The sequence below is a fragment of the Planctobacterium marinum genome (genome assembly GCF_036322805.1).
Lineage (GTDB): Bacteria > Pseudomonadota > Gammaproteobacteria > Enterobacterales > Alteromonadaceae > Planctobacterium > Planctobacterium marinum_A.
The window spans coordinates 1,042,971-1,055,076 of record NZ_AP027272.1 but is presented as its reverse complement, the minus strand read 5'-3'; the positions used below and the strand labels follow the sequence as shown (position 1 = coordinate 1,055,076).

13 protein-coding genes and 1 tRNA gene are annotated in these 12,106 nt (G+C 45.9%); 7 read left to right on the top strand and 7 right to left on the bottom strand.

All coding sequences use genetic code 11. The annotated features are described in order from the left end of the window. Window positions 1-31: 31 nt before the first annotated feature. Window positions 32-955, bottom strand: coding sequence for a LysR family transcriptional regulator (locus AABA75_RS04670; protein WP_338291364.1), 924 nt, complete (start codon window positions 953-955; stop codon window positions 32-34). Between the two features lie 90 nt (window positions 956-1,045). Between AABA75_RS04670 and AABA75_RS04665 the strand changes: the two genes are divergently transcribed. The 3 genes from AABA75_RS04665 to AABA75_RS04655 are packed head-to-tail and all read left to right on the top strand — an operon-like array spanning window position 1,046 to window position 3,263. Next, window positions 1,046-2,080 (top strand): Gfo/Idh/MocA family protein, encoded by a 1,035-nt coding sequence (locus AABA75_RS04665; RefSeq protein WP_338291363.1) that lies wholly within the window; start codon window positions 1,046-1,048, stop codon window positions 2,078-2,080. Further along, window positions 2,080-2,364 carry a putative quinol monooxygenase gene (locus tag AABA75_RS04660; RefSeq protein ID WP_338291362.1) on the top strand — a complete coding sequence of 95 codons (285 nt, stop codon included), beginning with the start codon at window positions 2,080-2,082 and terminating at the stop codon, window positions 2,362-2,364. The genes AABA75_RS04665 and AABA75_RS04660 overlap by 1 nt, the downstream gene beginning before the upstream one ends. A 17-nt stretch (window positions 2,365-2,381) precedes the next feature. After that, entirely contained in the window at window positions 2,382-3,263 is an 882-nt protein-coding gene (locus tag AABA75_RS04655) for an aldo/keto reductase (RefSeq protein ID WP_338291361.1), read from the top strand. 306 nt (window positions 3,264-3,569) lie between these two features. Here the strand turns inward: AABA75_RS04655 and AABA75_RS04650 are convergent, their stop codons facing one another. Both AABA75_RS04650 and AABA75_RS04645 read right to left on the bottom strand, forming a co-directional pair. Further along, complete coding sequence (locus tag AABA75_RS04650; protein ID WP_338291359.1) at window positions 3,570-3,731, bottom strand: hypothetical protein; 162 nt, start codon at window positions 3,729-3,731, stop codon at window positions 3,570-3,572. Window positions 3,732-3,813: 82 nt separating this feature from the next. After that, window positions 3,814-3,900, bottom strand: a tRNA-Leu gene (locus tag AABA75_RS04645). A 155-nt stretch (window positions 3,901-4,055) separates the two neighbouring features. Between AABA75_RS04645 and AABA75_RS04640 the strand changes: the two genes are divergently transcribed. Further along, a complete protein-coding gene (locus tag AABA75_RS04640) occupies window positions 4,056-4,670 on the top strand; it encodes a YigZ family protein (protein WP_338291358.1) in 615 nt (204 codons plus the stop codon). On the opposite strand, the gene AABA75_RS04635 is transcribed toward AABA75_RS04640, so the two are convergent. Both AABA75_RS04635 and mdh read right to left on the bottom strand, forming a co-directional pair. Continuing rightward, window positions 4,667-5,578, bottom strand: a complete 912-nt coding sequence (locus tag AABA75_RS04635; protein WP_338291357.1) for a DUF2059 domain-containing protein — start codon at window positions 5,576-5,578, stop codon at window positions 4,667-4,669. The genes AABA75_RS04640 and AABA75_RS04635 overlap by 4 nt on opposite strands. A gap of 79 nt (window positions 5,579-5,657) precedes the next feature. Next, window positions 5,658-6,593 carry a malate dehydrogenase gene (mdh, locus tag AABA75_RS04630; protein ID WP_338291356.1) on the bottom strand — a complete coding sequence of 312 codons (936 nt, stop codon included), beginning with the start codon at window positions 6,591-6,593 and terminating at the stop codon, window positions 5,658-5,660. A gap of 273 nt (window positions 6,594-6,866) precedes the next feature. Between mdh and argR the strand changes: the two genes are divergently transcribed. Continuing rightward, entirely contained in the window at window positions 6,867-7,328 is a 462-nt protein-coding gene (gene argR / locus AABA75_RS04625) for a transcriptional regulator ArgR (protein ID WP_338291355.1), read from the top strand. Window positions 7,329-7,392: 64 nt separating this feature from the next. On the opposite strand, the gene AABA75_RS04620 is transcribed toward argR, so the two are convergent. Beyond that, window positions 7,393-8,514 (bottom strand): beta-ketoacyl-ACP synthase III, encoded by a 1,122-nt coding sequence (locus AABA75_RS04620; RefSeq protein ID WP_338291354.1) that lies wholly within the window; start codon window positions 8,512-8,514, stop codon window positions 7,393-7,395. A 280-nt stretch (window positions 8,515-8,794) separates the two neighbouring features. Here AABA75_RS04620 and AABA75_RS04615 point away from each other — a divergent pair, with 280 nt between their 5' ends. Beyond that, complete coding sequence (locus tag AABA75_RS04615; RefSeq protein ID WP_338291353.1) at window positions 8,795-10,759, top strand: methyl-accepting chemotaxis protein; 1,965 nt, start codon at window positions 8,795-8,797, stop codon at window positions 10,757-10,759. Between the two features lie 79 nt (window positions 10,760-10,838). Beyond that, window positions 10,839-11,780: a nucleoside hydrolase gene (locus tag AABA75_RS04610; RefSeq protein ID WP_338291352.1), complete on the top strand. Its 942-nt coding sequence runs from the start codon at window positions 10,839-10,841 to the stop codon at window positions 11,778-11,780. Between the two features lie 63 nt (window positions 11,781-11,843). On the opposite strand, the gene AABA75_RS04605 is transcribed toward AABA75_RS04610, so the two are convergent. Continuing rightward, window positions 11,844-12,095, bottom strand: coding sequence for a response regulator transcription factor (locus AABA75_RS04605; RefSeq protein ID WP_338291350.1), 252 nt, complete (start codon window positions 12,093-12,095; stop codon window positions 11,844-11,846). Between the last annotated feature and the right edge of the window lie 11 nt (window positions 12,096-12,106).

Here is a 12,106-nt window from a genome sequence, read left to right as displayed (position 1 = left end):
GGATGGATACACACCGGGAAGCAACAACTCTCTATACTGTACCCTGCTCACTCATAATGCTTTTAATTTGTTGCCTCAACCATTTACGCATAGGGTCGTTGTGGGTGCGCTCATGCCATATTTGCACATAATCCACTGAGGCAAGGGGTACAGGGCAAGTGTGCCAGATAAAGTTGTTGTCTCGCCTGATAGCAATGTCAGCCACCGGTTTAACGCAAGTAAACAAAATATCTTTTTGTTTGGCTAATAATTCCAGCGGCGCCAAAAAGCTGGAATAACCGGCTATCACTTTTCTCTCTCGACCTATCCCCTTCAAGGTCTTATCTATTTGCCCGTTGAGCGCACCGCTGAGCGTCACAATAACATGGCTACAGGCCAGATATTCATTGAGTTGTAACTCATCGTTAATGTGAGGATTATCCTTGTGGGCTAACACCACAAATGGATGAGAGCACAAAAACTGCTGATAAAAACCACCGGGTACATCATTAAAAAAACCAGCGATAGCAATATCACACTCCCCGTTTTGCAACTCCTGTTTCGGCAACTTTCCCCGCGTATCTCGCATTGCCAGCTGCAATGCCGGCGCTTCATGACGAGTCCTGGTGAGTAAGTCGGCAACCAGGATATGCTCCACCAGATCGGTGGCAAAAAGACTCACTTTGTGGGGCTTTTTTAAAAAATCCTCCGGCTCTAAGGTTTGATAGAGCCCCTCAAGATCAGCCACCAGGCGAGATATCTCCTGTGCGTATCGCTCTGCCGCCGGAGTAACGGTCAAGCCGCGCGCGGCCCGCACAAACAAGGGATCATTAAACTCATTGCGCAACTTTGTCAATCTATGGCTCAAAGCGGGCTGACTTAAAGCCAATCGCTCAGCGGCTTTGGTTAAGTTGCGTTCTTCATACAAAACGTTAAACACCAGTAATGAATTAAGATCTTTACTATAGATATTCATTTTTTTAATCATTTAAATTTAAACAATTCATTTCAAGAATATCACCTGCTGCCCCATAATCCCATCAGAACTTAATATACGAGGTGAACTATGAAACCACTACGAATTGGAATTATTGGCGCAGGTATGATTGCTGGTGTCATTGCCAATGCAATAAAACAAAGCCAAGGAGCAATTATCGCCGGTGTTACAAGCCGAAGTAAAACATCAGCGCAAACCTTTGCCAGTGAACAAGGCATAACACAGGTGTTTGCTAATACTGAAGAAATGCTGGCATCAGATACGGTTGATGCCGTGTATATCGCCACACCAACTTCGGTAAAAGAGCCTATCGCAATTGCGGCGGCTCAAGCGAAAAAACACCTGTTGGTGGACAAACCTTTCGCTAGCTTTTCTTCGCTAGAGCGCATTATTGGTGCTGCTCAACAGGCATGTGTTGCCTTTATGGATGCTACGCACTTTACTCACCACCCTCGCACCCAACAGTTGGCCAATGGTGGATTAATGCAAGAAATCGGCACACCGCAAGCGCTCAGAAGCAGCTTCTTTTTCCCGTTCATGGATAGAGCCAATATTCGCTTCGATCCTGAAAAAGAACCCACTGGCGCTGTTGGCGACATGACCTGGTATTCCATGCGCGCTATCGTGGAATACCTGCAACCCAAGGTAGATGTAAAAGCAGTGAGTGGTAGTGTGGTCACCGATCCAGAAACTGGCGCGATCATTCGTGGAGGCGGTCACATCGCTTTTGTTGATGGCAAAAGCAGCACCTTTGACTTTGGTTATAACGCCGGTGTGTGCGTGATGGACCTGGATATACTGGGTGAAAGTGGCATGGTAAGCATTGATGACTTCGTATTGGACTGGAATTCTGGTTTTGCTTTTGATGATCCTTCTTACCAGGTTGGCTATACAAAACGTAGTGGCATGCAAACACCGGAGCAGTGGCAGTATCAAGCGACGCCCTCTTCCCGGCCACAGGCAGTAAATTTAGTGGAGAGTTTTGCCCAAATCGCGCAAATCCCAAGCAGTGCCAGCGCAAAAGCCAGCATTAAAAGAGCCTTGTTAACACAGTCTTTACTAGAGCAGTACTGGCAGGCCATTAATCAACAGGAGTCCAATTGATGTTAACCATCATTGCCCGACCTACAGTCGACCCTACCCAGCTGGAAAAAGTAAAAGCCGCCATGCTGGAATTGGTAATGCAATCGCGTCAGGAAGAAGGTTGCCTGTTTTACGAATTGCACCAGGACAAACAACAGTCAAATCGTTTTGTTTTTGTAGAGACCTGGCAAAACAAAGCGCTATGGAAGCAACACATGGAAGGCGAAGCGATACGCACCTTCAATGAAAAGATATCAGGCGCCATTATCGGCTTCGAGTTACAAGAAATGACAAAAATCGCGTAATAAAGGAGGGACTTTATATGAAAAATATTCAACTTAACAACGGCCTGACTATTCCTCAAATTGGTTTTGGTACCGCTGCTATTGGCCAGTGGCAGCAAGACGATCAACATGTAGAGGATGTTGTATTAAGTGCCATTGAAGCCGGTTATCGCCACCTGGACACCGCCTCGGTTTACGGTAATGAGCGCAGTGTGGGTCAGGCTATCGCAGAATCCGGTATTCCTAGAGAAGAATTTTTTATTACCACTAAGGTATGGGACACCGAACAAGGAGAACACAGCACGCAACAGGCTTTGCAACGTTCTTTGCAGCGTTTGCAACTGGACTACGTGGATTTATACCTGGTTCACTGGCCCAACCCTGAAAAAACCCAAAAAACCTGGCAGGCAATGGAAACACTGCATGCTCAGGGAAAGATTCGATCTTTGGGTTTATCCAATTTCAGGAAATCCGATATCCAACAGATTTTGGATTTTGCCGAAATAAAACCGGTATACAACCAATTGGAAATACACCCCTATTTGCAACAACAGGAACTGGTGCGCTATTGCGAGGCACAAGATATCGCGGTTTCGTGCTGGTCGCCTTTGGGTTCAGGTAGTTGGAGTGGCGTAGCGATTGAAGAAAAACCGGTATCAGACCGGGTCATTAAGCAGATTGCCGATAAATATCAGGTGTCGACAGCGCAGGTGATCTTAAAATGGGATCTGCAAAAAGAACGCATCATTATCCCTAAATCAGAAACCTTGAAAAACATTCAAAGCAATTTGAATCCTGGTAATTTCACCCTGACTGATGAGGATATAGCCGCCATCGATGCGCTTGACAAAGGACACCGCTACGGCGCCGATCCGGATACGGCTTTGCAAGGCAATCTGAACATTAAAGTGCCGGATTGAAAATTACATTGTCTGGCGAGAGGATTCTACGGTCAGCAATGAATCAACACTAATTTTTAAAACGGAATACGCTGGAGTGTATTAAAAAGGGATGGTGACAGGGGCGGAGCAGCAATGCCGGGAGCATTGCTCAACATGCGTAGCATGGCCACGAAGCGGTGAGAAACAGGGATGTGTCGAATACCTGAACAACGAAGTCGTGAAAGGTGCCTGTTAACCCCTCTTCGTTGGTGATTCATTACAGGTCTGCCTTACGAAGGCTTAAAATTTATTTTGAGATTTTGTCTTTGAAAAACTACGGATGAATTACCATAAGAAGAATGGTGCCTTGGGCGGAGCAGCAATGCCGGGAGCATTGCTCAACATGCGTAGCATGGCCGCGAAGCGGTGAGACACAAGGATGTGTAGAATACCTGAACGACGTAGTCGTGAAAGGTGCCTGTTAACCCCTCTTCGTTGGTGATTCATTACAGGTCTGCCTTACGAAGGCTTAAAATTTATTTTGAGATTTTGTCTTTGAAAAACTACGGATGAATTACCATAAGAAGAATGGTGCCCAGGGGCGGACTTGAACCGCCACGGCCTTGCGGCCACTAGCACCTGAAGCTAGCGTGTCTACCAATTTCACCACCTGGGCTTACTAATCAAAAATGAAGTTTTGAAAAGTTGTGTTTTCAGAATTAGATCTCCCGAAAACGGACGCGAAAGATAAAGCTTAATGGCGTGTTTGTCAATCGCAAAAATGCTAAGATTGCCGGAAACCAGCAAATTACCAAGCGATTAGATTAATCCATGAGCGATCAGCAATATGCTATCCCTGCAGGCCCTGTTATTTTTGAAGAAGAGATCAAAAAAAGCCGCTTCATTACACGACTTATGCACACCCCTTCAATAGATACAGCGAAAGCTTTCGTCGCTCAAATCAAAACTGAATTTAGTGATGCGAGACACAATTGCTGGGCCTTTGTGGCAGGTGCTCCATCAAATTCCATGCAATACGGCTTTAGCGACGATGGCGAGCCTTCAGGAACTGCGGGAAAGCCCATGCTCAACCAATTAGCGGGTAGCGGCGTCGGCGAGATCACCGCGATTACCACGCGCTATTCTGGCGGCATTAAATTGGGCACAGGGGGTCTGGTCAAAGCTTATGGCGGTGGTGTAAAACAGGCGCTTTTAGAGTTGCAAACAGTGCAAAAAGTGCCGCTCACCTGCATACAGCTGCGGGTACCTTTCGATCAGGTAAACCTGTTGGAATACGTAACAAAAGAGCAAGGCGGAATCATTAGCGACAGAGTCTATAGCGATGTTGTCTGTTGCAAGCTTGAAGTCCCTACTCAACTGGCGCAGCTCAGTACAGATAGACTTATCGAGCTGAGCAAAGGGAAAATTCAAACCATAGACGATTAGTCTCTTTTAGGACTTAACAGCAAGTCTTCGAGGCTATCTAATGTCACATGGGTTTGATAGTAAGGAAACGAGGGTTTATTACCTGGCCCCATTGCGCGAATGGTATGCCTTTTGGCCTCTCCTTTCGCCATTAAAGACAGTCCTGGTAATTCCTTTTCCAGGTCGTAACCATAGCTAGCTCGTAACTCATCAATGAAGATTTCTGGTATTTTCACGGTTAAACAACGACGGTCTCGATAATCTTTTTCTGAATTGAGGTAAAGCCAACCGTTGGCAACCGCCGCCGCTTTTATTTTAAATTCAAAAACACCTTCAACCCCCTTACCCAAATGATGTAAAGCCTCTGAGCGTTCGATAGCTCTCATAGGTGGAGTGGTGTGTAGATACTTCTCCCAGCTTCCCCCTGCTTTGCGCAGATTAAAAGAAAGCTCTTCTTTTAATGCAGTTAAAGCGTCCCAATACTCTTCTTGCTGCGTTTTGAAATTCTTTTTATTAGTGCTTGAAGGTTGAAAATTAACACGCTTTTTACCAAGATCACTTTCATAAAAAGCAATGAGCTGCTCAAGTTCTGATGCAGTGTAATAGTCTGCATAATGCTGCTTTAGACCAGACAATGAAGCGTAGCTTTCCTGCCGTTCAATCTGTAACGCTTCATATTGCTGCAAGTAATCCTGCAAGATGCCATTGTATTGTTCAAGTGGGAAATCCAGTTTTAGTCGCTCTTTTTCCCGCTCGACGCTCTGTGTAACGCTATTACGCATGGAGTCTTTGATTGAGTCTGCAAAATAAACTTCAAACAAGCGCTCCACCAATTGCATCTTGTGCTCTTCGTCTTGTGTTGACGCGCTTAACACCTGAGAAGAACCCAGCAACGACAGTCCGATAAGACTAATTAATAACCTTCTCATACTAATCCCTGTAAAAATGGCACAAAAAAACCAGCCAACCGGCTGGTTTTTTACTCTAAATTAATGACTAAAGCAAGGCTTAGCCGTTAACGAAGTCTTGACCTAATTTAATATCACCACGCAGGCCTTCCAACATGTCATCTTTGGCTTTTTGTTCGAATGCGCTTAATTCGCCGTAAGGCAGAATTTCTTCAACGCCCGCCGGACCTAAGCGTACCGGGTGAGCAAAGAACTCAGCGTCATCACTGTTGGTTTCAACATAAGTGTATTCCACAACGTTTTGGCCGTTCATAGCATCTACCAATGACAAGCAGAAACGCGCCGCCGCCTGGCCCATTGAAAGTGTTGCAGAGCCGCCGCCCGCTTTTGCTTCAACCACTTCAGTACCGGCATTTTGGATACGAGTAGTCAGCGATGCCACTTCTTCATCAGTGAACTGCACACCATCAACTTGAGACAGCAATGGTAAAATAGTGGTACCAGAGTGACCACCAATTACCGGAACGTGCACTGCTTCTGGGCTCAAACCTTTCAATTCGGCAACAAAGGTTTCGGCGCGGATAACGTCCAGAGTTGTTACACCGAATAGTTTGTTTTTGTTGTAAACGCCTTTCTTTTTAAGCGCTTCTGCAGCAATCGCTACAGTAGTGTTAACAGGGTTAGTGATAATACCGATACACGCTTCAGGACAAGTATCAGCGATCGCATCTACCAGGTTGCGTACGATACCCGCATTGATGTTGAACAAATCAGAGCGGTCCATACCCGGCTTTCTTGGTACGCCAGCAGGGATAAGTACCACATCGCAGCCTTTCAGCGCGTCAGTCAGGTCGTCTTTACCGAAACCCTGTACTTTCACATCAGTAGGAATGTGGCTCAAATCAACAGCAACACCCGGTACCACTGGGGCAACGTCGTACAGTGACAATTCAGAACCCGCGGGTAATTGAGTTTTCAAAAGAAGGGATAATGCCTGTCCAATACCACCGGCAGCACCTAAAACTGCTACTTTCATTTTATTCTCCTATGAAGTGCAAAAATATCGCGTTTTTAGCCTGCCTCAAGAATAGTCATACTATGTTGCTTTGTCAGGCTGCGAAGCTGTCTTCTTTGTGAGCTAAATCAAATTTAGTCGTAAAGAGGACCGATCAGTTAATCTGTCAGTCGGTTAGTGTATGGTCATTTTCTGCAAAATCAATACACATTATCATCATCAGCTGTAACGTTTACTTTTTTGTTACATGTCGGCAAAATAGCGCTTCACATTGAATGGCGAGCAGAATCACAGATGACCAGCAAACAAGAAGAAGAAATCAAGGCGTTTAAAGAAGTATTAAAAGCTGAGTCTTATGGCTCTCAAGGCGAAATCGTAGAGGTGCTTAAAAGCATGGGTTTTGCCAATATCAGCCAATCAAAAGTATCTCGTATGCTGAGCAAGTTTGGCGCGGTGCGGGCCAGAAATGCCAAAGGTGACATGGTTTACTGCTTACCACCTGAATTAGGCATGCCCACTGCCAAAAGCCCACTGAAACAGCTGGTATTGGATGTAGAGCACAACGGCGTGATGATCATTATTCGCACTACACCCGGTGCAGCACAACTGATCGCTCGCTTACTGGACTCACTGGGACGCTCTGATGGCGTATTGGGCACCATCGCAGGTGACGATACTATCTTTATTGCACCTTCCGCAGTGGATCAAATCGAAGAAATCCGGCAAAAAGTAGAAGATTTATTCGAAACTGTATAAACGACCCGGCACCTAACACAAGAAAGCCCGCGACTCGCGGGCTTTGCTTTTTAATGAGGCGTAATTAGCGCTTTTGTACCACCAGGCTGCCAATAGAATAACCTGCCCCGAAAGAACACAACACGCCATAATCCCCGGGCTGCATATCCTCTTGGTGCAAATTAAACGCAATCAATGAACCAGCAGAAGCCGTATTGGCATAGCGATCCAACACCACAGGCGCTTCAGTAGGGTTAGCATCACGACCTAAAATCTTCTTGGCAATCAACATATTCATATTGATATTGGCTTGGTGCAACCACCAGCGCTTAACGTCATTGGCGGTGAGATTGTGTTGCCCCATGTGTGCCAGGATGTGCTCTGCTGCCATTGGGCAAACTTCTTTAAAGACCTTACGGCCTTCTTGATGAAACAGTTTATCAGTGCCAAAGGCATCAACATCGTTGGCCCGACTCATGTAACCGAAGTTGGAACGGATGTTAGAAGAGTATTTGGTTTTGGCCGAGGTACTGAGAATTTCATATTGATTGTCGGAAACACTGTAATCTGCCGCTTCCACCAGCATCGCCGTGGCGACATCTCCAAAAATAAAGTGGCTATCGCGATCACAGAAATTTAACTGTGGCGTCACCAATTCTGGGTTGATCACTAACACTGAACGCGCAGTGCCAGATTTCACCATCTCCCAAGCGCGATGCAAGGCAAAGGTCCCTGCCGAGCAAGCTACCAGCATATCAAAACCAAAACCTTCAACACCTAATGCTTCCTGAATCTCAATAGCAACGGCGGGGTAAGCTCTTTGTGTGTAGGCACAAGATACAATGACAGCATCAACTTCACTGCCCTTTCTGCCTGCGGCTTCCAATGCCTGTTTGGCGGCTTTTACACCAATCTCGGCTTGGTTGGAAAGCTCATCCTCTGCGCGCTCCGGAATTGTCGGACGCATACGATCCACATCCAAAATACCGTCTTTGGTGTAAACATAACGGCTCTTAATGCCCGACGCTTTATAAATGAATTCCGCGCTGGAATGAGGTTTAGCGGCGATTTCTCCGCTTTCGATTTGGGCGCTGTGCTCAGCGTTAAATTTATCTGCGAATTGATTATAGCTATCCACCAGCTCTTCGTTGCTGATGCTGAATTCTGGGGTCCACAAGCCTGAACCACTAATCACTACCTGGGTCATTGTTTCTTGCCTTTAATAAAACAGTCTTTAGCTTAACCATAAGTGCTGAAAAAGTCATTTATCCGTGCTCATTTCATGCAATAGCGACAGGGTCATAACGCAAATTTATGTGTAATTTATTAATAAATTTGCGATTTATTGGTCATCGTTCTACCTATTATGCCGATGATAAGGTACATTTAAGTGAAAGATTCGTGACTTTGAGCAATACCCTACATGCTCATCGCGTTACATGGATGTTTCATAAATAGTTATAACAATAAACACAGAATGAACGCCTATGAAAATGCAACAGAAGTTAATTGTGGCCATTGCTGTTTCGGTAATTTTACCGACTCTCATCATCGCCATCGTTAGCATTTCCAAGACTACCAGTCAGTCAAAAGACAACTTTATTACGGCGACTCAAAATGAAATTCGCCAGATAGATAACAGCTTCAAGCTCTTTTTTGAGCAGGTTAAATCCAACGCCAAGTTTCTGGCAGCACACCCGCTGGTAAAATCCGTACCGCTGGAAACCAGCACCTATTTCGGTGATGAACGCATGATGGACCCACTCAACGCCCATCCTGTTGAAGCTGAGATTTTTGATTTGTATCGTCAATTTGGTACTACCCACGAAGAACTTCTGTACGTTTACTTGGGTACCCCACAAGGCGGCTTTATTCAATATCCTGCCGAATCCATTGGCGGTTACGACCCACGCAAACGGCCTTGGTATCAACAAGGAATGAGCAACCCTAATCAAGCCGGGATTACTGATGCCTATCAAGGGGTAACAGGCGGCCCTATGGTATCGGTTATGTATTCCATAAGCGATAACTCCGGACGTGCAATAGGCGTGCAATCCATGGATGTATCACTGACTACCCTGACGGACATTGTTAAGTCCATCAAGTTAGGTGAGTCCGGTTATCTGGTATTGGTAGACGATAACGGCGTAGTATTAGCAGATTCAAAAACGCCGCGTAATAACTTCAAAAAGGTAGGCGACATCGATTCGCCATTTTATAACGAGCTGGCAAAACGCTTAAGAAGTAGCGCCTCCTCCAACTTTGAAACAGAACACCTTGACTCTGATGTGCAAGTAACCACTTACTACTCACCTACCCTCAAGTGGCATTTCATTGGTATTATTGATAGCAGCGAAATTTTAGCCCCAACTTATGCCATGAGCTTGTTGATAATGTTACTTGCCGGCACTATGGTAGGTGTTTTCGTGTTCCTCGGGATTTATCAAGCTAAGCGCTTGGTGGCACCAATACTGGTGGTATCAAAAGGATTAAAAGATATTGCCAGCGGTGAAGGAGATTTGACCCAACGCCTGGCTGTAGATGCTAAAGATGAAACCGGGGATTTGGCTCGTTGGTTTAACCAGTTTTTAGATTCCATACGCTCATTGGTGCAAGACATCAAAGATGACTCGCAACTACTGGCAGACAAATCACAGCAAATCGGCCACATCGTAGACAGTATTAAAGATGCCAGCCATGAACAGGAAAAGGCCATTGAAGATTCCGCCAATGGCACCTCCGCAATGGCTGAAACCTCCAAAGAAGTGGCCACCAACTGTTCCAATACCTTGGAAATGGTGTCCAATGCTGAAACCTCTGCCAAAGAGGGAACTCAGATAATTGGTGCCATGGTGAATGATGTCACTCGTTTGAGTAGTACCATCAGCGAATCGGCATCTGCCATGAAGGAACTGGAGAATGAGAGTAGCAACATTACTCAGATTCTGAGTGTTATTCGCGGCATTGCAGAACAAACCAACCTGTTGGCACTAAACGCCGCCATTGAGGCTGCTCGAGCTGGAGAGCAAGGCCGAGGCTTTGCCGTTGTAGCCGATGAAGTTCGCACCTTGGCGAAGCGTTCTCATGACGCCACCGAAGAAATTGACACGATGCTCAATAATCTGGTGGATAAAACGCGTTTTGTTTCCGGTAAAATGAGCTCGAGTCTGGAGCAATCCGAGCAAGCAACTTCACAATCCACTCATGCGAATCAATCTTTTGAGGACATCAGTACCGCGGTGGCTCAAATCAGAACGCGCCTGGATGAGATTGCTCGCTCCGCCGAGATTCAAAACCAAAGCTCCACACAGATCGATAACAACATTTCTGAGATAGGTAACTCGGTAACCGGTATTGCAAATTCAAGTGATACCCTGGCATCCAATGCTAAAGAGCTGATGCATTTGTCTAGTGAACTGAACGGATTAGTAGGCAAATTCAAGGTGAAATAGCTTGGTAAACTAATAAATCTGAAGGGGCTTCGGCCCCTTTTTTGTTTGATTGTATTGAAGGAAAAGGAGGGACCTCCCTATGAAAAAAACACCCGTCATTTTTGACCATGACGGCGGTGTAGATGACTTACTATCATTGATGCTGCTACTCACCATGGAGCATATTGATCTCAAGGCTGTGTGCGTTACACCTGCCGATTGTTTTTTAACGGATGCCACCAAGAGTACCTTAAAAATATTAGATTTATTTGGCAGGAAAGACGTTGTTGTAGCGCAAGGTAACTTGCATGGTGTTAACCCTTTTCACTATGACTGGCGAGCGCAACCTAAAATGGTCAATGCTTTGCCCACCATGTTGTCCTGCGAAGATGACTGGTCCATGGTGTGTAAACAACCTGCTCACGAATACATGCAAAGCGCTTTGTTAGCCAGTGATGAACCGATGACAGTATTAATGACCGGCCCCTGCAGTAATCTGGCTAAAGCTCTGGAGCTATCCCCCGATTGCCTCAACAAGTTGCACAAGGTAATTTGGATGGGCGGCGCAATAGATACCAAAGGCAATGTTGCTAACTACAATCACGACGGTAGCGCTGAATGGAATGTCTACTGGGACGCACCAGCCGCAGATAGTCTGTTGAAATCTGGCGCACCACTATGGTTTATGCCATTGGATGCCACCAATTGTTTACCCATCAGCATGGCTTTCTTAAAAGACTTGTCGGCCTATCGTTCTTACCCGCTAGTAGAGCTTGCAGGACAGTTTTGGGCCTGTACCGTAGCATCGATTCCCACTTACGAGTTCACCTACTATTTGTGGGATGTCATGGCCACCTGCTGTCTGGGCTTAAACGATGATGTCATTGACTGGCACGACATTCGCCTGTCAGTGCGCACCAGTGAGCCATCAGAAGGCAACACTTACCGAGACGACGAAGGTAAGCTGGTAAAAGTCGCCATGCAGGCCGACCGCCAGGCAGTAATCGACTACCTTGTACGCCAACTACAGTATCAAATCTAATTTCGATTCAACTAGCCCCCGGCAACGGCGCAAGCGCCTTTGCCGGATACTGCTCCTGAATAGTCACGCCGCCCTTTCAGCGCCTGTTATTAATCCACTTTGTTTCGCAAAAAGTGCTAAAGACGCCCGGTTTTTAATGCAAAGTTTACGATAAATATTACTACAGTGAAATTTAATGGTGCGTTCAGTCAAAAACAGCTCTCGCGCGATGAGTTTATTGGATAGCCCCATTACCACGTATTCCATTACCTGGTGTTCGCGTTTCGACAAGGCTGATACACACTTTTCTGTAGAGTTATCATTTACAGTAGACATGGTCTCTCTCC